The following is a 24,049-nucleotide window of genomic DNA, read 5'->3' on the forward strand; positions in this document are numbered from 1 at the left end:
TCAATTTTAAAAGAGAGGTTAGTCAATAATGAATCCATTAGCCCAAAATTTAAATCAACAACTTGAACAATCCAATCCTCAAGTCTTAGCTATGCTATCTAGTTTAGGACACAATATGTTTTATCCAAAAGGTATTTTGTCCCAATCTGCAGAAGCTAAAAGTACAAAATTCAACGCTACAATTGGTATGGCAACAAATAAAGAGGGTAAAATGTTCGCACCTTCATTAGATAATATGTTTAATGATTTAACACCAGACGAAATCTTCCCTTATGCACCTCCTCAAGGTGTAGAAGAACTTAGAGATTTATGGCAGCAAAAAATGTTAAAAGATAATCCCGATTTAACTAAAGAACAAATTACACGTCCTATTGTTACAAATGCCTTAACACATGGTTTATCTTTAGTTGGAGACTTATTTGTAGACTCAAATGATACGATTTTATTACCTGAACATAATTGGGGCAATTATAAATTAGTATTTGATACTCGTAATGATGCACAAATCGACACATATCCTATTTTTGATGAGCAAGGTCATTACACAACAAGTGCATTAGTAGAAACATTAAAGCATTACAACAAAGACAAAGTCATTATGTTGTTAAATTACCCTAATAATCCAACTGGTTACACACCAACAGCTGATGAAGTTGAAACAATTGTTGCAGCTATTAAAGAGCTTGCAGATAATGGAACGAAAGTTGTTGCTGTAGTAGACGATGCTTATTATGGCCTATTTTATGAAGATGTATACAGACAATCATTATTCACTGCATTAACAGCACTGAAATCTCAAAACATCTTACCAGTTCGTTTAGATGGTGCGACTAAAGAATTCTTTGCTTGGGGCTTTCGTGTTGGATTTATGACATTTGGTACGGCTGATCAAACAACAAAAGATGTCTTAGAAGCTAAAGTGAAAGGTCTAATTCGCAGTAATATTTCTAGTGGTCCACTACCAACTCAAAGTGCCGTCAAACATGTGTTGAAACATCATGAACAATTTGATAAGGAAATTGCCAAAAATATCGAGACACTTCAACAACGCTATGATGTTACAAAAGAAGTTGTTTATGATGTCAAGTATAATAAATATTGGCAAGCTTATGACTTTAATTCAGGTTACTTTATGGCTATTAAAGTACTTGGTGTTGATCCAGAAGACTTGCGTAAACATTTAATCGAACATTATTCAATTGGTGTTATTGCTTTAAATGCTACTGATATTCGTATTGCTTTTAGTTGTGTAGAAAAAGAAGATATTCCGCATGTTTTTGATTCAATTGCCAAAGCCATTGATGATTTAAAATCATAACATTATATATTTTTATGAGAGTTAAAGGTAAGCAAATGCTTGTTGCCTTTAACTCTTTTTTATTAGTTTGACAAAAATTTTATTAGTTGAAACGTCTTTGTTTAGATGTTCTTATCACAGTAATGTTAATTTTATAGAATTGAAAAATCTAACATATACTACTTTTGTGAAATTAAAAAACAACAGTAAGATGTCTTTTTAATAATCATCTTACTGCTGCTTATTAGCATTATATTAAGTTTTGTTGTTACATAAGCTTAATAAAGCTTATTGTTAATTTTTTTAATTAACTCATATTGTTAGTTATTTTATTTATTGACGTTGTTTATGTTTACGTCTAAAAATTAATGATAATCCAAGTAATGACATTAAAGCGTACATTAAACCATGGTTGTCGTCATTTACTTGTCCCGTTTGTGGTAATTTTTTCTTATCTTCTTTCTTAGTTACTTGTTCACCATTATTATGACTAACAGTTAATACTTCTTTCTGTTCTTTTACCTTTGTTAGCTGTTGGTTTATTATATTTGTTAGTGTTTCTTTGTCTGTTAAAACTTGTGTCTTACGTTGACCGAGGTGATGATTATTAGCTACTTTTTCAAAAATGTGTATTGTAATGCCATCTTTAACCATTGTTTCAAGGAAACGATATCCTGGAATTTCACCAGCTTGTCTTGCTGATTGTGGATATTTGTCATCTTCAATAGGGTCTTTTAATATTTGTCCTTTTGTATCCATCCACACTGTTACATGAAGCACAGGTAGATCTTGTTGTATAGCATTAATACCGTCTTCAGGTTGACTAGTCCAAATCAATGGTTCATTCTGTCCAGTTGAATTAGTAGTTTCAGTGTTATTAGATACATGTGTTAAATCTGAACCATGTACTGAATTATTATTATTGGATATGACATCTGAATGATTATCTTGTTGTGACGAATTTTCAGTTACTTTATTGTGTGGATTTATATTATTATCGTTTGAGTTTGATAAGTTTTGACTGTTATTATGCTCATTATTTTGTATCGCAGGTGTTTGTTGGTTATTCCCCGTATCATTATTTTGGTTATTAGCTTGCAATGAATGATTTTCATTATTTTGATTTATTATAGGCACATGATGATTTTCTTGATTATTATTATGATTTGTAGCTTGATTTTCATCATTTGGAAGTACTGAATTTAATTTTTTAAAGATATAACGTGTAATGCCATCTTTCATTTCCATACCTATATATTGATAACCTTTAAAGCTTCCTACTTCTTTAGCTTCTTCAGGATTTTTATCATCTTCAACAGGGTCTTTTAATATATTACCTTCTGTATCTACCCATACTGTTACATGAAGTATAGGTAATATTTCATCGTCAAATTTTTCAGATGCTAATGTTTGAGTCACACTTTTTCCATCACTATTTCCATTTTTTACAGTAGCTGTAATCGTTCCTTCAAATTGAGCTATGTCACCTGATATTGTTACTTCACCAGTCTTAGGATTAATATGAACTGATGGATATTGGTTATTTACTAATTGCCAGTCATCTTGTTGTTTTACAGCATTAATGGTAAATGTAGAGGCATCAGTATTGTCAATTTCAATCATTAATTGATTAACATTTTCTGGTGGACGTATCATTGTGATATGTTGGTCTGTATCTTCTTCGATGATTGCTGCTAATTGAGGTGTAGCCATTTTAGCATGCATCGTTGTACTAGCTGCTTGACTAGGATCACTGTTTTTATTGACTGCAATGACGTTAATTTCACTGTTTGGCTGCACTGCAGTATGTTCTACAGTAACAACTCCTGTGTGGTCATCAATCATAATACCTGCTACTGATGGATTAAGTACCCATAGATTATTCGCTTTCATTGCTGTGATGGTTTGACCTGCTCCTGTCGTATCGACATATTTTATCGTCATCGATGTTGTATCACCTTGTGGTGTAATCGTGACACTTGCTGTTGCTCCATTTGCTGCTACAATTGGTGCTGCTGGTGTTGCTTCTTTAATTGACATCTGAACTGTATGTTCTTCACTAACATCACTATTGCCTTTTACGGCTGTTGCTTTTATATCACTATGTGGCTGCACTGCAGTATGGTCTATGGTAACGACACCTGTTTGATTGTTAATTGAAATTCCTGACACTGCTGGTTTAAGTGACCATAGATTATTGACATTTGTCGCTGTTATTGTTTGATCTGTTCCTGTCGTATCAGTATATTCAATTGTCATTTTACTTGTATCACCTTGCGGAGTAACTATTACGCTTGCTGTTGCTTCATCTGCTGTTACAGTTGGTGCTGCTGGTGTTGTTTCTTTGACTGGCATTTGCACTGTATGTTCTCCACTGACATCACTATTACCTTTTTTGGCCGTTGCTATTACTTCGCTATATGGCTGCACTGCAGTATGGTCTACATCAATAACTCCAGTTTGACTGTCAATAGATATACCTTGAACTGATGGATTAAGTGACCACGTATTATTTACTTTTGTTGCTGTGATAGTTTGGTCTGTTCCTGTTGTATCTGTATATTTAATCGTCATTTCAGTGATATCACCTTGTGGTGTAATCACAACACCTGCAGTCGGTTCATCTGCTGTTACAATTGGTGCTGCTGGTGTACCTTCCTTAATTGGCATTGTAACTTGCGTTTCACTACTACTATCACTGTTGCCTTTTACAGCTGTTGCAATTACTTCGCTATTTTGCTTTACTGCAGTGTGATTAATTGTAACAGCACCACTTTGATCATTAATCGACATACCTGCAACTGATGGATTGAGTGACCATATATTATTCGTTTTCGTTGCAGTTATAATTTGGTCTATTCCTGCCGTATCGACATACTTGATTGTCATTGATGTACTATTGTCTTTTGGTGTAACTAATACACTTGCTGTTGCTTCATCTGCTGTTACACTTGGTGACGCTGGTGTTGTTTCCTTCAATTGTGTAAATAATGTTTGAAGTTCTGTCGTCATTTGATTAATACTCGCTTGATTTTGACGATGAGTAATATCAATGTGATTATTTTCTTCATTTAAAATATTATTCGCTTCTACTATTTTAGCTTTTAATGCATTCCAGCTTTCAGGTGTATAATCCGCTTCATTTAATGTATGCAATTGTTGAGTAATGTCATTTACTTTTGTTTGTAAATCAGTTTGGTACATTAATAATTGAACAGTTTGCGCACTTGCTGCATGTTCACCTGTTTTTTGTCTATCTTTACCTCTAAATGGTGCATCAGTTTGATACGTTAAATTACCATTCAATTCTACATTTTTAGGTTCTGAAGCTTGAAATTCAGCTATATAAGAAATCGTTTGGCTTTGGCCTGCCCCCACTTTTCCAATAGTTAATGTTAATACATTTGTAGTTTGATCATAGCTTCCTTGAGCACCAGTTGCAGAAATAAACTTAGAATTTGCAGGTAATGTCACTTTATAAATAACATTTTTAGCAGTAGTATGACCTTTATTTTCTAAATTAAATGATACTGTACCTTGAGCAACATTTGCTGTAGCTGAATTAGCACTTACAGTATATGATGTTTGAGGTAAAGATGTTTCAATAAAAGCACCACTATTCACGCTTACGTTACTAACTACCCCTCCATAATAAATGTTAGCAGGCGCTGAACCATAGCCATTTGCACTACTAGTTTGTCCAGATGTTAAATTATTGTTATCTGAAATAGGTAAAAATGTCACACGTACACGATCTAAATTATCGGGAATATTTACCATTGTACTCAATTTCCCTGTTGGAAAACTACTCATTCCATTAAGTCTATTATCAAACAATATTTGATTACCAGTAGTATCGCTTATTTTCAATTTAGCCCCTGTTACACTACTTTTAAACGTCATACTAGCAGATGTGAATCTCACGACAAGTTCTGATCCTGGTACAACACTAATATCTTGATAAATTCCTGCTACTTTAGGGCTTAAAGTTGTTCTCGTATTACCATTAGTAGTCACTGCTAAGACCACACCATATGGTGCTGAAGCATCACTCATATAAGGTCTATAATCTCTTGCAGTTAAAGTATTAAATATTGGAAATTCTGGGTTAGGATTTGTTGATAAGCTCGTCCAATGATCTACACCAGTGACAAATGTAACTTTTTGTGAAGTTGTCGGTAATGAGCCTCCTGTCACATGATCAAAATGACCATTCTCTATTGCAGTATTAGTCTCATTGAAGTGTAGCGGATCATTATTACTTGCTGGTGCTGGATTGGTATTCACACTTCTTTTATGAATACGATGATTTACGCTCGGCGATTGACTATTATGTTGCGTATGGGTAATATTTTGATTATGTATAGAATCTGCAGTACTGTTTTGCTGTGTAGGTTGATTGGCTAATTTACTTGCTAAAGATTTATTAGAATCAGTACTTGTGTTATTAAGTTGAACATTGTCTCCTATGTTTGTATCATTTAATGACGTACTGTTTTCAATTTGTGGTGTATTATTGGATTGTAATTGAGATGATACTTCACTATTAATATGACTTATATTTGTCGAAGTATTCATATCTTTTTTAATTTCGGAAGCTTGTGCAATGTGATTTTGATTTAAAAATAAAAAGAATGCTGACACAATAATACTTGCAGCTCCGTATCCTTTGTAAGTTCTAATTGAAAATCTAGTAATCTTTTTCTTGTCTAAGTTGTTGTTTCTCTTGTTGTTCATTATTTATCTTTGTCTCCTTTATTATTTCAGGTAGGTATAACTCTAATGATATAAAATCCAATATAATGTTCCACTATTTTTATATTTCTAAAATAAAATAGCACAAAATTAAAATTATAACAACTTAACTATAACAATTATTAGAAAGTTAAAATATATTATGCAATAAATTTTAAAAATCAACATACAGCCTATATGCTGGTAACATTATACGACCGAAATTAATATCTCAATAGCAAAATAGGTATATAAAAAGACGCTTCCCAAAAGTTCAGTCAACTTAAGGAAAACGTCTCAAAAGAATTATTTTGAAATCCTGTTTTAGTTCAGCTGAATCAAAACAGGATTTTTATTTTTTTGTTGTTTCATGTCATAATTATGTCATTTATAATGACGAAACACCTTTATACCAATGTTTATGAGTGGTTTTACATCATTCCTGGCATTCCGCCACCCATGCTTGGTTGATCATTATTTTTATCAGGAATTGATGCTACAACAGCTTCTGTTGTTAAGAACATTGCTGCAACACTTGCTGCATGTTGTAATGCTGAACGTGTTACTTTAGTTGGGTCAACAATACCTTTTTCTAACATATTAACCCATTCATTTGTTGCTGCATTGAATCCAACACCAGTTTCAGCATTTTTTAAGCGTTCAACAATGACTGATCCTTCTAAACCAGCATTTTCAGCAATTTGACGTACGGGTGCAGTTAATGCTTTAAGTACAATATTCACACCAGTTTCTACATCGCCTTCTGCTTCAATAGCACTCACTTTTTGATATACATTAACTAATGCTGTACCGCCACCTGCAACAATACCTTCTTCTACTGCTGCACGAGTTGAATTTAATGCATCTTCAATACGTAGTTTGCGTTCTTTCAACTCAGTTTCACTTGCTGCACCAACTTTAATAACTGCAACGCCACCAGCTAATTTAGCAAGGCGTTCTTGTAGTTTCTCACGATCAAAATCTGATTCAGTTTCTTCAATCTGTGATTTAAGTTGGCTGACACGAGCATCAATGCTATTTTCATCTCCGTCACCATCGACTACAGTCGTATTATCTTTAGTAACTTCAACTTTGTTAGCAGTACCTAACATATCAATTGTGGCATCTTTTAGATCTAAACCTAAATCATCAGTAATGACTTGTGCACCAGTTAAGATAGCTAAGTCTTCTAACATAGCTTTACGACGATCACCAAAGCCAGGTGCTTTAACTGCTACGGCAGTAAATGTACCACGCATACGATTTAATACGATATTAGTTAATGCATCGCCTTCAACTTCATCTGCAACAATTAAAATTGGTCTATTAGATTGTACAATTTGTTCAAGTAAAGGTAAGATATCTTGGAATGAAGAAATTTTCTTATCAGTTACTAAAATATATGGACGTTCTAATTCAGCTACCATTTTATCTGAATCAGTTACCATATATGGTGATTGGTAACCGCGATCAAACTGCATACCTTCAACAACTTCTAATTCAGTATTTAAACCATTAGACTCTTCAATAGTTATAACACCATCGTTGCCTACTTTTTCCATCGCTTCAGAAATATAACGTCCAATTTCTTCATCAGCTGCAGAAATAGCACCAACTTGGGCAATTTCATTTTTATTTTCTACTTTTTGAGAAATATCGTGTAACGCTTCAACAGCAACTTTAACTGCTTTATCAATACCTTGTCGCAAACCAACTGGATTAGCGCCACTTGTGACATTTTTTAACCCTTCTTGAATCATAGCTTGAGCTAATACTGTTGCAGTAGTAGTACCGTCACCAGCAATTTCATTTGTTTTATTAGCCACTTCTTGTACTAATTTAGCTCCCATATTTTCATATGGATCTTCTAATTCAATTTCTTTAGCAATAGTTACACCATCGTTTGTGATTAACGGTGCAGTAAACTCTTTATCTAAGACAACATTACGTCCTTTTGGACCAATTGTAACTTTAACAGCATTTGCTAATTGGTCTACTCCACGTAACATTGCTTGACGTGCGTCTTCAGAGAACTTTAATTCTTTAACCATATATTAAACCTCCATTAATAAACTAAAATTAATCTTTGTTACTTATTTCTTAAAATGATTTCTATATCTATATCGTAATTATTCAATTACTGCTAAAATGTCTTCTTCATTTAATACTAAGTATGTGTCATCGTTTCTTTTTACTTCTGTGCCAGCATATTGTTGAAAGACAACTCTGTCTCCTTCTTTAACTTCAGGAGTCACTCGTGTTCCATCATTTAATAAGCGTCCGCTTCCAACAGCGACAATAACGCCTTCGTTAGATTTTTCTTTAGCACTATCAGTTAAAACAATACCGCTTTTTGTTGTTTGTTCTTGTTCTTGTTTTTCAATAATCACACGATTTCCAATTGGTTTAAGCATGATTGTTCCTCCTTTATGAACCTAATGTTAGCACTCAACTTTAAAGACTGCTAATACAATTTTAATAATAATCAAATTTGGTCAAAATATCAAGCAATAAACTTTGCTAATTAATTTTTTGTACATCATTTCTATTTACGATAAAATAAGTTATAAACATAAATTTGGAGGATAACAATGAAAAGATTTTGGGTATCATTATTAACGGTATTAACTTATGCATTAGCATTATATTTACCTAGTTTTATAATCAAAACAAGTTTCTTCCAACAGTATGAAGGTATGGAACTTGCTAAGATGTCTATATATGTACAATTAGTATTATTTCTAATTGCAGCAATTATTATTATTTTGATTAATCTTAGAATTAAAGACCCCACTCAACTTGAAATGGGACCTAAAGAACCTATGCGCTATGTCGTACCATGGGCGTTAGCTGGCTTTGCTATTGTCATGGTGTATCAAGTTATCGTAAGTTTGATATATACTCAAATCTTTGGACAACAACAAATGAGTCCAAATACTGAAAGATTAATGATAATCGCTAAAAAAATTCCAGTCTTCATTATATTCATTTCAATAGTTGGTCCATTATTAGAAGAATTTGTTTTTAGAAAAGTAATTTTTGGTGAAATTTATAATGCTATTAAAGGCAATCGAGTAGTGAGCTTCTTAATTGCAACTACTGTTAGTTCACTAATATTTGCTTTAGCACATCAAGATTTTAAGTTTATACCTATATATTTTGGTATGGGGATCGTTTTCTCATTAGCTTATGTATGGACAAAACGTTTAGCTGTTCCAATCATCATTCATATGCTACAAAATGGTATGGTTGTCATATTCCAACTTATTGGAGCAGATCATTTACAAAAAATGCAAGAACAAGCCAATGTTATCTTACATTTAATATTTCACTAAAAAAGAAACGTGATTTCACAAATCACGTTTCTTTTTTATCTTTTCTTTTTAAAAACAACAAAATGAGCACAATGACAATTATTACAATCGTAATTGATGCCCCTATAATCCAGCCTTTATTATCAGTGTTTATCGTTGCTGATTTATTATTATTCTGTTGTTCTTTAGTTATCTTAGTATCACCTTGTTGCTGTTCTGTAGTTCTTTCATGATTGTTGCTATTTTTATCTTGAGGTTTCTTTAAGTCGGGCATGGAGCCAATTTTACCGGTAATTAACGCTAATATCTGCTCATCCAAATTGTCATAATATGCATTTGCCTTTAGTGGATTGAAATATTGGAATCTAAAATAATCAGTACGTTGGTGAAGTCCATTTAAATTGTCATTACCACTAAAGTTTTGTTTACGAACGATATGATAAATGTCACTATCTGAAATGTTAGATTTATCTTCACCCAATTTATTAATTTGATTAATAATAAATGGATTATATTTTGATGCCCCTGTCGCTATAGCATTAAATCGACTTTTGTTCACATTATTCATATGTCCATAGTGGGGAGCATTATTTAAACTTGTCAGTTGTCCAGATGAATATGATGCATGTTGCGAACTGTTAGATTTAATATAATTTGAATTGTTATTCCAACCATTATTTATCGTTCCTTGTTGACTTTGAGAATTATTTTGAGAAGAATGAGACGATTGGTTAGATTGCTGTGAATTTGAGTTGTTAGAATGGTTGCCACTTTGCTGGCTATTACTTGAACCATTAGGTTGTGGTTTAGGTTTTACATTTGAATCAGGTTGATTGTGTTTCCCATCATTTTTTGAATCATCAGTATAATGTCCATTTTGATTCTCTGTGTCTATATTTGTTGAACCATTATTGTTATCGTTATTTGATTGTTCTTTATTATTTTCATCTTTGTCTTGGTTAGACGGTTTTTTCCCTGTACCTTGTGTACCTTCACTATCATGTTGGTTATTATTATCTTGCTTATTAGAAGTTTGAGATTCTTCCCTTGAATTCTCGTTATCTGATGCATTTTTATTACTGCGATGCGTTGTCTCAATATTATTAGATACTGGCTTATTCATTTCATTACCATAATTATTTTGTGATGTTTCGTTGACTGCTGTTTCATTAGTAGCGGCGTCAGCAACTGTACTATAAGTGACATTCCCTATCATAATCGTGCTAACCAATAACAAAGATTTGGCTATTTTATCTATTTTCATTAAGTATAGTCACCCCCCACTTATCAATTTAGCTTCAACTTAAGTATATTAAAGATTGATAGTAATTGCATTTATATATGAAATTTGAAAATAAATATTAATATTCTTGAAACTTTCGTAATTATCGCTTTACTTTTATTAGTATAAATTTTATACTTAATCTATTAATTAATTTGGATTAACAATAAAGGAGACTGAAATTATGGGATTATTTAGTAAAGATAATAAAGAAATGACATTTAATGAAGCTATGGAAGCACGTCGTTCAGTTTATAACTTAAAAGAAACACTATCTATTAGTGATAATGAATTAGAGGAATTAATTGCACATGCAGTTAAACATGTTCCGTCAGCATTCAATTCTCAATCAACACGTATAGTTTTACTATTAAATGATAATAAAGATAAATTCTGGGAAAATGCAAAAGGTATTTTAAAAGAAGCTATGGGTGAAGATCGTGATTTCGAACCTACACGTCAAAAATTAGATAATTTCAAACATTCTTATGGTACAATTTTATTTTATGAAGACCAAGATGTAGTAAGTGGCTTACAAGAACAAATGCCAAGTTACTACGACAACTTTGCAATTTGGTCTAATCAAACTAATGCTATGCATCAATATGCAATTTGGACTGCTTTAGCAACTAAAGGTATTGGTGCATCATTACAGCACTATAACCCAATTGTAGATGAAGCTACTGCAAATGATTTTGACATCCCTAAATCATGGAAATTAGTAGCTCAAATGCCATTTGGTGATGTACGTGAACCAGCTGGTCAAAAAGAATTCAATCCAATTGAAGATCGTTTCTTAGTTAGAAAATAAACTTTGTTCAACGCAACTAATTAACAATGATAAATTAGTTATTTTAAGCTAAAGATGCATGACATCCTTAGCTTTTTTGCGTTTTGTTACAACTTTTAGTAAGTTTTATATATTAATATTAGAGGATGTGATTCGATGAAAATTCAAATATTACAATTACCTATCGTTTTTGGTGACACAGACAAAAATGAGCAACAAATAGTTCATTATTTTAACACTTATATTGACGATGATACCGAAGTAGTTGCTTTACCTGAAATGTGGAATACTGGCTATGATTTAGAAAATTTGAATGCAACAGCTGATAAATCATTACAACGTAGTTTGACATTCATAAAAAACCTAGCATTAACTTACCATGTTGATATTATTGCTGGATCGGTATCTAACATCAAAGAAAACCAAGTATTTAATACTGCATTTGCAGTCAATCGTGCGGGCCAACTAATCAATACTTACGACAAGGTTCATTTAGTACCTATGCTTAATGAACCACAATTTTTATCAGCTGGTCAACATGCTGCTGAAGCTTTCAAGCTCTCGAATGGTACTCTAGTGACACAACTAATTTGTTATGATTTACGTTTCCCAGAGATGTTAAGATATCCTGCGCGTCAAGGTGCTAACATTGCTTTTTATGTTGCTCAATGGCCTACTGCACGTGTCAAACATTGGCATGCTTTGTTAAAAGCAAGAGCGATTGAAAATGATATGTATGTTATTGGGATTAATGGCTGTGGCTTTGATGGACATACTGAATATGCTGGTCAATCTATTGTTATTGATCCTAATGGAGAAGCAATTGGTTCTTTAGACCAATATCCAAATTGTTTAACAGTCGATATTAATCTAGACAAAGTAGCACAACAAAGACGAGCTATTCCTGTATTTGATAGTATCAAAACCGATTTATATAAATAAAAAGGGTTCTCTGTCAAATTGGACTGATGTATCATTAATTTTTCAAGCCTCACTTTCCTAGGGTGCTGTCTCAGCCTGTAGTCTTCGACTAGCACTACTCCCTCAGGAGTCTCGGCTTTAAAATAATTTTTATTTTAAATTATTCATTTTTTATTTATCAGTCCTAAAAAATAGAGAACCATAAAAAGTCGCGAGCTTGGGAGGGGCTCGCGACTTAAATCTTATTATTAAGGGAATGTTTTACAGTTATTTTTCAATCTATTTTTTGGGGATGTTATTAATTATGAAAAAATTTTTATCAATAATGATAAATCGATATTGTTTACAATAGCATAATTGCTATGACTAATTAACGTATCTGTTAAGTAGTATGTTACATAGTACGTGGTCAAATAATGTTGACGCTTACTAATAAATGCTACTCACTCATTAGTATAGTGTTTGTTATCAAGTTGGGAAGTCTTCATAACAAATCATCATTGTACTATACGAAATGAAATTTCTAAGTAATTAACATTAATCTTCTTATTTTGAGAATTTATTTACTGTGTCGATAATCCATTTTACTAAGTCACCGATTGTTGAAATGATATCTGCTGCCATTGAAATCACTCCTTCCTTAATGTAAGTAAGATTAAACTTTAAAATTAAACAACTCATCAACTATTTTCCATCACATCTCTGTGATCTATTTATATTAAAACATGAATTTCGTATATTTTTTTAAATCTTTCGTAACTAATCAATTTTTATTCTTAACTGTTATTTAATTTATGATAAAATATTATTTATAAATTACATTTAACAGTTAAGTATACTTTTTCAACAGTTAGGCATTCTTACCAAAAAAGGTTGTACCAAATTGTATAATGTGACTAAGGAGAGTGGTACCAAATTGAACTACATCGACAAAAAAATAAACCAATTTGCCACTTATCTTCAAAAAAGAAACAACTTAGATCACATACAGTTTCTGAAAATACGTTTAGGTTTGCAAGTTGTAGTCAGTAACATAAATAAGACTATTGTTACTTATGGAATCGCCATATTCATGCATATGTTTTGGTATACATTAGTTATGCACATTGCTTATATGATGCTTCGATTCCACGCACATGGTGCTCATGCTAAATCAGCATTGCTATGCTATATCCAAAATATTATTATTTTCATATTATTACCTTGGTTAATGATTCATCTAGACATTAATATGTGGATTTATTATATTTTGAGTTTTATAGGATTAATCATAGTTATAACCTATGCACCAGCGGCTACTAAAAAGCAACCTATACCCAAACGCTTAGTTAATAGGAAAAAAATATTTTCCATATCTATATATGTCATACTTTCTATATTATCATTAATAATCAAACAACCTTTTGCACAATTAATTATTTTAGGCTTATTGATTGAAACAATTTCACTACTACCTATTTTCTTTTCTAAGGAGGACAAATAATGACTACTTTACTTAACTTATTCTTCAATGTATTTACTACAATTATTGAAAAAATCGGTACCGTTGCTGGTTATTCAACATGTTCATTATGGTATGATGAACCAGAAGTACCAGAAGAATTAACAAAATTATATGAATAACTAAAGAAAGTGTGAAAAAATATGGAAGTATTAAATTTTTTTCCATTAGCTATTTTTCAGATTATATTAACATTTATTGTTACAAAAATAATTAGTGATATTAAATATAAAAAAAGGGATTATGCTATTATTTTAGCAATTATAATCCCTTCTACTATTTTATATTACTTTTTTGGTAATACCACTTTAATATTTGTTTTTATTGCTATGCTTGTGTTTTTCTACACCAAAATAAAAGCATATGCCATTATAACTGTCTTAATAAGTCAATTAATTATGTATATGACTAACTATATTAATTTAATTGTCTTTTTATATATCCTATCTCATTATGAGAGTCAAATGATATTATTATTTATTTATATTTTGATTTTCTCAATTGTTCCTATAATACTGTCTTTTATAATTAAATTCATTATTGAACGTTTAAAAAATACATATTTAGCATCAAATAAACTGTACTTAAGTTTAATTTCTATCGTCATATTCTTCATATTAGGTTTCTTTTATACTTATTCTCAAATAGATAGTGATAAAATTGAAACAGTTAAAGCTTATACAGTAGTTTTCTTAGGTGTAATTCTTTTCTTAAGTGTACTAGTGTTTGTCTTTTCGCAATTTACGCTAAAAGAAATGAAATATAAACGTAATCAAGAAGAAATTGAAACTTACTATGAATATACATTGCGTATTGAAGCAATCAATAACGAAATGCGTAAGTTCCGTCATGACTATATTAATATTCTTAGTACGCTTTCTGAATATATACGTGAAGATGATATGCCTGGTTTACGTCAATATTTCAATCAAAATATTGTACCTATGAAAGATAATATTCAAATGAATGCTATCAAACTTAACGGTATTGAGAATTTAAAAATTCGTGAAATTAAAGGCTTAATCACTGCCAAAATATTGCTTGCCCAAGAAATGAATATTCCAATAAGCATTGAAGTACCTGAAGAAATGAATCATATCGATATGAATATGATTGATTTAAGTAGAAGTATAGGCATTATTTTGGACAATGCTATTGAAGCATCGAATGAAATTGATGACCCTATTATTCGTGTAGCCTTTTTAGAAGATAATGGCACGATTACTTTTATCGTGATGAATAAATGTCGCGATGATATTCCACGAATTCATGAATTATTCCAAGAGAATTTTTCAACTAAGGGTCAAAATAGAGGTTTAGGCTTATCAACATTAAAAGAAATTGCCGACAAATCAGATAATGTACTATTAGATACAACTATTGAAAATGGCTTCTTTATTCAAAAAGTTGAAATTATTAATAACCAATCGTAAGGATGTGTGCTTATGAAAATTTTCATTTGTGAAGATGACCCAAAACAGCGAGAAAATATGGTAACAATTATTAAAAATTACATTATGATAGAAGAAAAACCAATGGAAATTGCTCTGGCAACTGATGATCCTTATGAAGTACTTGAACATTCTAAAAATATGACAGATATTGGTTGCTACTTTTTAGATATACAATTAGCCTCTGATATTAACGGTATAAAATTAGGAAGTGAAATACGTAAGCATGATCCCGTTGGTAATATTATCTTTGTTACTAGTCATAGTGAACTAACTTATCTTACTTTTGTCTATAAAGTGGCTGCAATGGACTTCATATTTAAAGATGATCCTGCAGAGTTAAAAACAAGAATTATCGATTGTCTTGAAACTGCGCATACTAGATTACAATTATTATCTAAAGAAAGTAACGTTGAAACAATCGAACTTAAACGTGGTAGTAATTCTGTTTATGTTCAATATGATGATATTATGTTCTTTGAATCATCTACGAAATCTCATCGCTTGATTGCACATTTAGATAATCGTCAAATTGAGTTTTATGGTAATTTAAAAGAAATAAGTCAATTAGATGATCGTTTCTTCCGATGTCATAATAGTTTCGTTGTCAATCGTCGCAACATTGATTCTATTGACTCTAAAGAACGTATCGTTTACTTCAAAAATAAAGAACATTGTTATGCTTCAGTACGAAATATAAAAAAAATATAGTTTGGTACAGAAATTAATATATTAAAACGTTTTTTAGCATCAAAATGACCATCAATGACTTGTACATTGATGGTCTCTTTTTGATGTTATATTTAAAAATTTGTGGTTCTCTACCAAATTGGACTGATGCCATAATTATTTTTTAAGCCTCGCACCCCAGCTTGCACATTATAGTAAAAATTTTATTTTTAAAATTTTTCTATGACGGGTCCCTGCATTGCATGTTAGAGTTTCTGCTATCTTGATAGCTAGAAAATCTTATGCAGTTTATTATGAATTAATAAACTGTAAACCTATTTCAGATAACCAGTTTCTCTATGTTGGGTCCCTACCTCAGGAGTCTCGGCTTCAAAATAATTTATATTTTAAACTATAAAACTTTTATTTATAAGTACTTGACTAATCGTAGGAAATAGAGAACCAAAATTGTAACGTTTAAATTTAATTTATAACTTCTTCTAACGTTGGTAAACTGTCGATAGCTCCATATTCCGTTGTTACTTTTGCTGCCACTTTATTACTAAACGCTAAAATTTCTTGTCCTTCATTTTCAAATAATGTAGTTAAATCTTTAGTGTTTGATGCTAATAATTTACTAATGACCGCTCCAATAAAGGCATCACCTGCACCTGTTGTATCAACAGCTGTTACTTTAAACCCTTCATGACTGATAGTTTGTCCATCTTTTAAGTAAGCAACTGCCCCGTCCTTACCTTTAGTATAAATGACCACTTCAACATTACCTTTAAACAATGATTGTATTGCTTCGTCTTCATCTTTTATACCTGTTATAAACTCTAACTCTTCGTCTGAAACTTTAACTATATGAGCGTAAGGGATAAATTCCAATATAGCACGACGACAATCTTCTGGGTCATCCCATAATGGTAAACGTACATTAGGGTCAAAGACTACTGTACCCTTTGCAGTAAGCATATTATCAATCATCGCATGATGCGCTTGTTTCATAGGACTTTCAACTAAATCGACCGAACAAAAATGCATAATATCTTGTGAAGTCAATTGTAATTCTTCAATATTATCCTCATGATATAGCATATCTGCAGATGGTTTACGATAAAATGAAAAATCGCGTTGTCCATCTTCAGCTAAACTAACGAAAGCTAATGCTGTGTTTGCTTCATCCGTACGTTTAATATACGACACATTCACCCCTATGTCAGCAATTGTTTCAATGATACGATCGCCAAAAGCATCATTGCCTAATTGCGTAATCATATATGCTTGTTGACCTAACTTTTGAACTGCGCAAGCAACATTGCAAGGTGCACCTCCAACTTGTCTAGAAAATGTAGCTACATCTTTTAATTTTACATTCGTTGTATTGGGAATAAAATCGATTAATGCTTCACCTATAGCATATAAACGTCTCATTAAATATCATTCCTTAAGTCATATTTGGTAAATTGTAAATAAACTTGTCCTGATTCAGTTGATGTCTTAATGCCAATAGCATCTTCACTTGGGAAAATTCTTGAAGATAGTACTCGTTCTCCATCATTACAGAATATTTCAATACTTGAAGTATCAACAAAAATTTGCAATCTTTTTAGTGGTGTATCTAGAATAGTACTTCTTGTCATATCTTCTACATTAGCTGGTAATAAACCACTTTCTGATCTATCAAAAGTTAATTTATTTTGTTCTTTATTATAAGCAATCACTGTTGAAGTTGTTTTAGATGTACGTAATTCAAAGTAAATTTCTGTAGCATCATTCTCTAATACATCGATGATTAACTCATACTGTTTACCTTCATATGGATGTAATTTACGTGTGAATTTATTGGCATATCCTAATGCTGTTTCTTTATTATGACGTAGTTTTTCTAAAGCTTTATAAGGACGTTGCTTTAATTTACCGTCTTCTATTGTTAATTCTCTTGGTATTGTTAAACAATGCGCCCAACCTTCTTGATCAGTTGGATATTCTATTTCAGGTAATCCCATCCATCCTATTAAAATACGTTGACCATTTTCATCAGTAAAAGTTTGTGGTGCATAAAAATCAAAACCACGGTCTAATTCAATAAATGATTGATGGTCAAATGTTAACGTATCAATATCAAAATCACCTATCATATAACCTGATTGATAAATATTACGATATTTGTCATTGTCAGCTTCTAAGCCTTGTGGGCACATCAGCATAACATCATAACCATCTAACTTAAAGTAATCGGGACATTCCCACATATAACCAAAATTTGTTAAATGTGTCTTGATTTCTCCCAATAGTTTCCAATTTACAATATCATCAGTGACATATAATAATAATCGCCCTTGTTCTTCATTATTTTGAGCAGCTAAAATGGCATAGTATTGATCATCTATTTGAAAGACTTTCGGATCTCTAAAATGACTAGTATAACCTTCTGGTTGCTGACTAATCACTGGTTTAGGAAACTTTTCAATTGTGCCATCCTCTGCCATACGTGCAATCATTTGACTTGAATGTCTGTTCCAATTACTATCTCTATGATTTCCAGTATACATGTAATATAAATGATCATTATATTCAAAAGCGCTACCACTATAGACACCATGACTATCATATTTAGTATCTGGCTTTAAAATAGGACCATGCGGCTCAAATGATACTAAATCTTTACTAGTATAGTTATACCAATACTTTAATCCATGAACTGCTCCTAATGGAAACCATTGATGGGATACATAATATGTCCCTTTATAATAAATTAAACCGTTAGGATCATTTAATAATCCAGTTTCTGGTTGTATATGAAACGTTTGTCTATATTTTGATTGATCGACTTTACGTTTTAATTCTTTAAAATACTCTATATCAACATCTTCTATACGTCGATATCTCTCTTCTCTTGTCCAATCTATCATGGTTGTTGTACAGTCCTCCTTTAATAGATTATGTGTTAATCAATTATCATCTATTATAACAAAGATTTAACACATCATTTATGATTTATTCATACTTATTATAATACATTTGGTATCGGTTCCAAAATAAATTTAAAAATAAAGCGTCTATACTTTAACATTTATTGTGACGCTATAAGGTGCATGTTCTTTATTTAATAACTGTTGAATTTCTTCAATCGCACGTTGTCCCGCTTCAAAATAATTGAAATGTACCGTTTTAATTGAAGGCGATACCAACTGTGTCATAGGATCTCCACCAAAACCATAAACTTGTTGTGGTTTAAGTTGCGTATCGTTATCCGAACAATATTTATATATAGCTAATGCTATCGTATCTGTAGCGCCGACAATTGCATCAGCATGACTAATATGTTGCAGTTTTTCTGACACATCTAACTTTGCATCCATATAGTTAAACACTGTTTCGTGAATGCGTGGTTTAATATGATATTCTTGTAATTTATCTAATAATCCATTTTTTCTATTTATACCTATGGCAATATCATTTTCACTAACACTAAACACTTCTACATCTTTATAACCTTGTTGACCTATCCATTCGCCAACAATTTGCCCAGCCATATAATCATTATGAATAATACTATGTAATAATTCATGTTGCTGTCCTACAATAACAACTGGAATATCAATTTTTTGAATGGCCTCTATATGTTGATCTGTGATATCAGTTGCCATTAAGACAATACCATCAACTTTACTTCGTGCAAATGTTTCTAACGCTGTGATTTCAGCATTAATATCCAATCCAGTATAGTTCAATAATAATTGTGATTGGAATTTTTGACATTGCATTGCTAAACCTTTAACCGTCTCGTCAACAGCAAATGAATTCATTCTTGGGATGATAGCACCAATGAGGTGAGTTTGTTTAGCTCTCAAACTTTGTGCAAATTGATTTGGCTGATAGTCGTTATCTGCAATAATTTTGGTTAGTTTTTCACTCGTTTCTTTACTAACTGAGCCATTATTTAAAAATCTTGAAACTGTACTTTTAGATACTCCTGCAATTCTTGCAATGTCTGAAATCGTCTTCATTTTTATCACCTGTCATTTTTTGTAGCACTTATGTATATTTTAGCATATCTGTAACCGCTTTAAGTAACTTTTTATGTTAGCTTTGTTAATTCTAACCTTAAAAGAGATTCCAATGACTTAACAATAGAATCTCTTAATCATTATTATTTTTACTACTATGCTTTAGGTAATCATCATCTTTTAATATGACGATTAAAGCGATTTAACTCTCCATAAAAATAGGCGTGCTCACCATGTACAATTTTGTCCAAACCAATTTGTGTTTCTTCTTTAGTTACTGATAATGGAGCAAATAATTTTATAGTCCGTGCAATCACATAAGTCATAATAATACTAAACATAATTACTGCACTTACACATAAAATTTGTACGCCTAATACATGTATATTTCCTGAATAAAGAAAGCCATTTTCAATATCAGGATTAGCTTTGTTACTTTGAAATACTGCTGTTAATATAGCACCAATAATGCCTCCCACACCATGTATACCAAAAGCATCTAAAGCATCATTATACTTTAATTTAACTTTGATATAATTTACAACAACATAACAACTAGCACCGCCAATGACGGCCATAATGATAGCACTCAAGTAACTTACATAACCAGCAGCTGGTGTAATGACTACTAATCCAGCTAATACACCTAATAATAAACCAAGTAAACTCGTTGTATGTTTAAATAAATATTCCAACAGTAACCATCCAAAGGCTCCAGCACTTGCTGCAAGTACTGTATTCGTAAAAGCAAGCATAGCGATATGATCAAATGTAAAAGCACTACCAACATTAAAACCATACCAACCTACCCATACGAAAATGCCTCCAATCAAAGTAATAATCAAATTATGTGGCGTTGGTATATCATTTTTCTCATGATTACCTATCATTATTGCCAGTACTAATCCAGAAACCCCTGAAGTAATATGGACGACTGTACCACCAGCAAAATCGAGCACGCCTAACTTATTAATCCAACCTCCGCCCCATACCCAGTGAGCTACAGGGCTATATACTAAAGCTGTCCAAATGACTACAAAGATGAGATACGGTATAAACTTCATTTTCTCAGCTATTGAACCGGATAAAATTGAAATCGCAATTGTGCAGAACATCATTTGAAACAACATAAATAATGCTAAAGGTACATGAGGACTAATTTCTTTATCAATGTTAAAACCTACATGATCAAGTCCCAAGAAATCTAAATTACCAAACCACAAATTACCATGACCAAAACTTATAGTAAATCCTACAGTTATCCAAACAAATGTCACTAAGATAATTGCAGCCATACTTTGCATCACTGTATTTAAGGCATTTTTAGATTGAACTAACCCACCGTAAAATAAACTTAACCCTGGAGTCATCAACCAAACTAATAATGTACATAAAAATAAAAAAATTGTATCACTAATATGCATACTTATCACTCCCTTATTGTCATAATAATCTGACAATTTAAAAAGAGCAAAAATCGGTCAATAAATGTAACCTATCATGTCATATTTTCTAACAAAAAAATGCCTCAGCAGTGACATGCATCATCACTTGTTGAGGCATTATTAGTATTACAGCTGTATTTTATTTATGCTTTTTCAATCGTTATCGTCCATGATGCATCATCTAATTGTTCATAGTTAGTTACTGGATATCCATTTTCAGCTGCCCAATTAGGAATAGCTTCTGTTGCTTGCGTACAATCAAAATCGATTTTTAATTCGTCACCTATTTCTAAAGTTGTCATCTTCTTTTGCGCTTCAATTAGTGGAAATGGACAAACCATACCGACTGTCCCAAGTTCATATAACATTTAAATAACCTCCTAAATTGTTTGTGTTTGACTAATCGTTTGTCTCTGTTGTTTGTTTATCTGTTTCATAGGTCTAATAAATATAAAGTAACTTATTGTCCATACACCTAATATCATTGATCCTAAAGCAATCCATCCTTGCCAAGACATTGTCGCAGTTTCTACTAAACCATTACCAATCGAACACCCACCAGCAACAGATGCCCCAAAGCCCATGCAGATACCTCCAATTGCGCTATTCTTAATTGTTGTTCTATCCGGTAAGCGCCACTTAAACTCTCTAGCTCCTCTTGCAGCAATATATGAACCGATAAAGATTCCTAAAACAAGTAAGACACCCCAATCAATAAATTGTCGGTCTCCAGATATCAAAAAATGAATTAAGTTCGCAGATGGCGTAGTTATACCTAATCCATATGGGCGTCCTGTTGACGCACTCATTGGCCACGCAATTAAAGCAATCACTCCCACTGCGATTGCAGCAACAAACGGGTGATATCTTTTTTCAAATAAATAATGTCTTAATCCTGAAAAGCGTTGTTGCAACTTTGGTACAGCCATTTTAGGTTTAGGTCGTTTTAACGTTTTGATTATAAGAAATACTGTAATAATAGTTAATAACATTACGAGTATCCATATAGGAATACCTGTTGTTTGAGAGATATCACTATTAACATTAGTAGATTGATTAATAAATGTCATCACTGGTAATAATATACCAGTTTTGGTTATTGCTGCTGTGAAGGCATAAAGTACCAAGGCTATCCAACTACCGATGAGTCCCTCTCCTGCACGGTACCATGTTCCTGTGGCACATCCTCCTGCCAATACAATACCTATGCCAAAGATAAATGATCCAATGATCGTACCAACAACCGGAAAACTATGTGTTGGTATTGTAATCAATCCTAGTCGAGTCAATAATAATAATCCTATACTTTGAATTGTGATAGCGATAAGTAAAGCATAAAACATTTTATTACTTTTCTGCACATACATATCACGAAATCCGCCTGCTAAGCAAAAGCGTGTTCTCTGCATTACAAAACCTAATAAAACACCAACAATAAGTCCACTAACAATTGTCCAAATCATTCAACCACCCTTTTCCGATATGTTTACTAAGTATTATAATTGAATAAATTTATGTTTTCAACCTGAGATCATGTTTATTCGAGTTAATTTAGAAATTACATTGATGATACTAGATATGATAAATCTCATAAATATATGATTCATAACTGTTTATCATGATTCTCTTATGTTAAAACTAATAGATTGGATATAGCTGGAAATAACGTTTGTATGTTCCAAAGATCATCGTCACACTCAACATCAATTTACGCTAAATATCTTTTGGACCTATTTTACAAGTTGATATAGACTCAATTACATTCGACAGTCATAAACGATAATAAACTAGCATTGATAACTAATAAATTCTAATAAAAAAAGCAATGTCCTTCATATTTATATGATGAACACTGCTTATTTAAACAATTCTTTAATAGTCTATGTTATTCACTATAATTTTTCATAAAAAATAATAATGATTGTAATTCAATACCTAAATCAATTTGGTGTACTTGAACATCTGCTGGCGTATTAATGCGACCAGGCGTAAAGTTTAAAATGCCTTTCACACCAGATGCAACTATCTGATCTGCCACTTTTTGTGCAACTCTTTCAGGCGTTGTTAAAATAACTACATCGATATCTTGTTGTTTCAATGTTGATTCTAGTTCACTATTATCTTTAATAACAACATTACCAATTTTTTGACCTATCACATCTTTTTTAACATCAAAAGCTTCCGTAATAGTCATTTCATCATGTATAGAAAAGTTATATGTAAGTAGTGCTTTCCCCAGATTTCCGACACCAACGATAGCAATCTTAATTATATCGCTCTCACTTAATTCCGATTTAAAAAATTCTAATAAACTATCAATATTATATCCATAACCTTTTTTACCTAATTCGCCAAAATAAGAGAAATCGCGACGAATTGTAGCCGAGTCAATTTGTAACGCTTCGCTAATCGCTTTGGAGTTTACACGATCAACGCCTTTAGATTTTAATGTGCTAACAAATCTATAGTATAGTGGTAAACGTTTTAAAGTTGCTCGAGGAATTTTAACTTGGTCAGTCATTCGTTATTTCCTCCTTAGAGTTTGAAAGAACTTCTATTTCTGTATTCAAACGATGTAGAGCGTGAATGCAAAATTATTAATAAACAAACAATTGATTGCAATGAATAC

20 protein-coding genes are annotated in these 24,049 nt (G+C 31.8%); 8 read left to right on the top strand and 12 right to left on the bottom strand.

The features are described 5' to 3' along the window. Window positions 1-28: 28 nt before the first annotated feature. Window positions 29-1,318 carry an aminotransferase class I/II-fold pyridoxal phosphate-dependent enzyme gene (locus tag J3R86_RS08865; RefSeq protein WP_207516992.1) on the top strand — a complete coding sequence of 430 codons (1,290 nt, stop codon included), beginning with the start codon at window positions 29-31 and terminating at the stop codon, window positions 1,316-1,318. Between the two features lie 312 nt (window positions 1,319-1,630). Here J3R86_RS08865 and J3R86_RS08870 read toward each other — a convergent pair whose 3' ends face one another. The 3 genes from J3R86_RS08870 to groES form a co-directional block, all read right to left on the bottom strand. Then, window positions 1,631-6,034 carry a SasC/FmtB family protein gene (locus J3R86_RS08870; RefSeq protein ID WP_207516993.1) on the bottom strand — a complete coding sequence of 1,468 codons (4,404 nt, stop codon included), beginning with the start codon at window positions 6,032-6,034 and terminating at the stop codon, window positions 1,631-1,633. A 428-nt stretch (window positions 6,035-6,462) separates the two neighbouring features. Then, complete coding sequence (groL, locus tag J3R86_RS08875; protein ID WP_207516994.1) at window positions 6,463-8,082, bottom strand: chaperonin GroEL; 1,620 nt, start codon at window positions 8,080-8,082, stop codon at window positions 6,463-6,465. A 78-nt stretch (window positions 8,083-8,160) separates the two neighbouring features. After that, window positions 8,161-8,445, bottom strand: coding sequence for a co-chaperone GroES (groES, locus tag J3R86_RS08880; protein WP_002464796.1), 285 nt, complete (start codon window positions 8,443-8,445; stop codon window positions 8,161-8,163). Window positions 8,446-8,622: 177 nt separating this feature from the next. Here groES and mroQ point away from each other — a divergent pair, with 177 nt between their 5' ends. Beyond that, window positions 8,623-9,366: an intramembrane glutamic endopeptidase MroQ gene (gene mroQ, locus J3R86_RS08885; RefSeq protein WP_207516995.1), complete on the top strand. Its 744-nt coding sequence runs from the start codon at window positions 8,623-8,625 to the stop codon at window positions 9,364-9,366. 22 nt (window positions 9,367-9,388) lie between these two features. Here the strand turns inward: mroQ and J3R86_RS08890 are convergent, their stop codons facing one another. After that, window positions 9,389-10,609 (bottom strand): SdrH family protein, encoded by a 1,221-nt coding sequence (locus J3R86_RS08890; protein ID WP_207516996.1) that lies wholly within the window; start codon window positions 10,607-10,609, stop codon window positions 9,389-9,391. A gap of 202 nt (window positions 10,610-10,811) precedes the next feature. On the opposite strand from J3R86_RS08890, the gene J3R86_RS08895 reads away from it, so the two are divergent. Together J3R86_RS08895 and J3R86_RS08900 are read left to right on the top strand one after the other, a co-directional pair. Next, window positions 10,812-11,438: a nitroreductase family protein gene (locus J3R86_RS08895; protein WP_207516997.1), complete on the top strand. Its 627-nt coding sequence runs from the start codon at window positions 10,812-10,814 to the stop codon at window positions 11,436-11,438. A 135-nt stretch (window positions 11,439-11,573) separates the two neighbouring features. Further along, complete coding sequence (locus J3R86_RS08900; RefSeq protein ID WP_207516998.1) at window positions 11,574-12,359, top strand: carbon-nitrogen family hydrolase; 786 nt, start codon at window positions 11,574-11,576, stop codon at window positions 12,357-12,359. A gap of 525 nt (window positions 12,360-12,884) precedes the next feature. Here J3R86_RS08900 and hld read toward each other — a convergent pair. Beyond that, a complete protein-coding gene (hld, locus tag J3R86_RS08905) occupies window positions 12,885-12,962 on the bottom strand; it encodes a delta-hemolysin (RefSeq protein WP_002464791.1) in 78 nt (25 codons plus the stop codon). A 292-nt stretch (window positions 12,963-13,254) separates the two neighbouring features. Between hld and J3R86_RS08910 the strand changes: the two genes are divergently transcribed. The 4 genes from J3R86_RS08910 to agrA are packed head-to-tail and all read left to right on the top strand — an operon-like array spanning window position 13,255 to window position 16,001. Then, the gene (locus J3R86_RS08910) at window positions 13,255-13,821 is read left to right on the top strand and encodes an accessory gene regulator AgrB (RefSeq protein WP_207518540.1); all 567 of its coding nucleotides are present in this window, start codon (window positions 13,255-13,257) and stop codon (window positions 13,819-13,821) included. Beyond that, window positions 13,821-13,961: a cyclic lactone autoinducer peptide AgrD gene (gene agrD / locus J3R86_RS08915; protein WP_207516999.1), complete on the top strand. Its 141-nt coding sequence runs from the start codon at window positions 13,821-13,823 to the stop codon at window positions 13,959-13,961. Before J3R86_RS08910 ends, agrD begins: the two co-directional genes overlap by 1 nt. 21 nt (window positions 13,962-13,982) lie before the next feature. Then, window positions 13,983-15,272, top strand: coding sequence for a quorum-sensing sensor histidine kinase AgrC (agrC, locus tag J3R86_RS08920; protein ID WP_207517000.1), 1,290 nt, complete (start codon window positions 13,983-13,985; stop codon window positions 15,270-15,272). A 12-nt stretch (window positions 15,273-15,284) separates the two neighbouring features. Continuing rightward, window positions 15,285-16,001 (top strand): quorum-sensing response regulator AgrA, encoded by a 717-nt coding sequence (agrA, locus tag J3R86_RS08925; protein WP_207517001.1) that lies wholly within the window; start codon window positions 15,285-15,287, stop codon window positions 15,999-16,001. Window positions 16,002-16,442: 441 nt separating this feature from the next. Here the strand turns inward: agrA and J3R86_RS08930 are convergent, their stop codons facing one another. The 7 genes from J3R86_RS08930 to J3R86_RS08960 form a co-directional block, all read right to left on the bottom strand. Continuing rightward, window positions 16,443-17,396 carry a carbohydrate kinase family protein gene (locus tag J3R86_RS08930; RefSeq protein WP_207517002.1) on the bottom strand — a complete coding sequence of 318 codons (954 nt, stop codon included), beginning with the start codon at window positions 17,394-17,396 and terminating at the stop codon, window positions 16,443-16,445. Beyond that, a complete protein-coding gene (locus J3R86_RS08935) occupies window positions 17,396-18,877 on the bottom strand; it encodes a sucrose-6-phosphate hydrolase (RefSeq protein WP_207517003.1) in 1,482 nt (493 codons plus the stop codon). Before J3R86_RS08935 ends, J3R86_RS08930 begins: the two co-directional genes overlap by 1 nt. A 147-nt stretch (window positions 18,878-19,024) precedes the next feature. Continuing rightward, complete coding sequence (locus tag J3R86_RS08940) at window positions 19,025-19,975, bottom strand: LacI family DNA-binding transcriptional regulator (protein WP_207517004.1); 951 nt, start codon at window positions 19,973-19,975, stop codon at window positions 19,025-19,027. Between the two features lie 173 nt (window positions 19,976-20,148). Continuing rightward, window positions 20,149-21,399 (bottom strand): ammonium transporter, encoded by a 1,251-nt coding sequence (locus J3R86_RS08945; protein WP_207517005.1) that lies wholly within the window; start codon window positions 21,397-21,399, stop codon window positions 20,149-20,151. A 164-nt stretch (window positions 21,400-21,563) separates the two neighbouring features. Next, window positions 21,564-21,788 carry a sulfurtransferase TusA family protein gene (locus tag J3R86_RS08950; RefSeq protein WP_207517006.1) on the bottom strand — a complete coding sequence of 75 codons (225 nt, stop codon included), beginning with the start codon at window positions 21,786-21,788 and terminating at the stop codon, window positions 21,564-21,566. 12 nt (window positions 21,789-21,800) lie between these two features. Further along, complete coding sequence (locus tag J3R86_RS08955) at window positions 21,801-22,880, bottom strand: YeeE/YedE family protein (RefSeq protein ID WP_278249702.1); 1,080 nt, start codon at window positions 22,878-22,880, stop codon at window positions 21,801-21,803. Window positions 22,881-23,305: 425 nt separating this feature from the next. Further along, window positions 23,306-23,941: a redox-sensing transcriptional repressor Rex gene (locus J3R86_RS08960; protein WP_207517008.1), complete on the bottom strand. Its 636-nt coding sequence runs from the start codon at window positions 23,939-23,941 to the stop codon at window positions 23,306-23,308. Window positions 23,942-24,049: the final 108 nt, after the last annotated feature.

It is taken from the genome of Staphylococcus simiae (genome assembly GCF_017357005.1).
In the GTDB taxonomy this organism is placed as follows: Bacteria; Bacillota; Bacilli; order Staphylococcales; family Staphylococcaceae; genus Staphylococcus; species Staphylococcus simiae_A.

What these genes read in the sequence shown, in the direction of transcription:
- J3R86_RS08935 (WP_207517003.1), bottom strand. Translation starts at nt 18,877, where the DNA reads ATGATAGATTGGACAAGAGAAGAGAGATATCGACGTATAGAAGATGTT.
- groES (WP_002464796.1), bottom strand. Translation starts at nt 8,445, where the DNA reads ATGCTTAAACCAATTGGAAATCGTGTGATTATTGAAAAACAAGAACAA.
- hld (WP_002464791.1), bottom strand. Translation starts at nt 12,962, where the DNA reads ATGGCAGCAGATATCATTTCAACAATCGGTGACTTAGTAAAATGGATT.
- J3R86_RS08870 (WP_207516993.1), bottom strand. Translation starts at nt 6,034, where the DNA reads ATGAACAACAAGAGAAACAACAACTTAGACAAGAAAAAGATTACTAGA.
- agrC (WP_207517000.1), top strand. Translation starts at nt 13,983, where the DNA reads ATGGAAGTATTAAATTTTTTTCCATTAGCTATTTTTCAGATTATATTA.
- J3R86_RS08960 (WP_207517008.1), bottom strand. Translation starts at nt 23,941, where the DNA reads ATGACTGACCAAGTTAAAATTCCTCGAGCAACTTTAAAACGTTTACCA.
- J3R86_RS08900 (WP_207516998.1), top strand. Translation starts at nt 11,574, where the DNA reads ATGAAAATTCAAATATTACAATTACCTATCGTTTTTGGTGACACAGAC.
- J3R86_RS08930 (WP_207517002.1), bottom strand. Translation starts at nt 17,396, where the DNA reads ATGAGACGTTTATATGCTATAGGTGAAGCATTAATCGATTTTATTCCC.
- J3R86_RS08865 (WP_207516992.1), top strand. Translation starts at nt 29, where the DNA reads ATGAATCCATTAGCCCAAAATTTAAATCAACAACTTGAACAATCCAAT.
- J3R86_RS08940 (WP_207517004.1), bottom strand. Translation starts at nt 19,975, where the DNA reads ATGAAGACGATTTCAGACATTGCAAGAATTGCAGGAGTATCTAAAAGT.
- J3R86_RS08945 (WP_207517005.1), bottom strand. Translation starts at nt 21,399, where the DNA reads ATGCATATTAGTGATACAATTTTTTTATTTTTATGTACATTATTAGTT.
- J3R86_RS08895 (WP_207516997.1), top strand. Translation starts at nt 10,812, where the DNA reads ATGGGATTATTTAGTAAAGATAATAAAGAAATGACATTTAATGAAGCT.
- J3R86_RS08890 (WP_207516996.1), bottom strand. Translation starts at nt 10,609, where the DNA reads ATGAAAATAGATAAAATAGCCAAATCTTTGTTATTGGTTAGCACGATT.
- mroQ (WP_207516995.1), top strand. Translation starts at nt 8,623, where the DNA reads ATGAAAAGATTTTGGGTATCATTATTAACGGTATTAACTTATGCATTA.
- agrA (WP_207517001.1), top strand. Translation starts at nt 15,285, where the DNA reads ATGAAAATTTTCATTTGTGAAGATGACCCAAAACAGCGAGAAAATATG.
- groL (WP_207516994.1), bottom strand. Translation starts at nt 8,082, where the DNA reads ATGGTTAAAGAATTAAAGTTCTCTGAAGACGCACGTCAAGCAATGTTA.
- agrD (WP_207516999.1), top strand. Translation starts at nt 13,821, where the DNA reads ATGACTACTTTACTTAACTTATTCTTCAATGTATTTACTACAATTATT.
- J3R86_RS08950 (WP_207517006.1), bottom strand. Translation starts at nt 21,788, where the DNA reads ATGTTATATGAACTTGGGACAGTCGGTATGGTTTGTCCATTTCCACTA.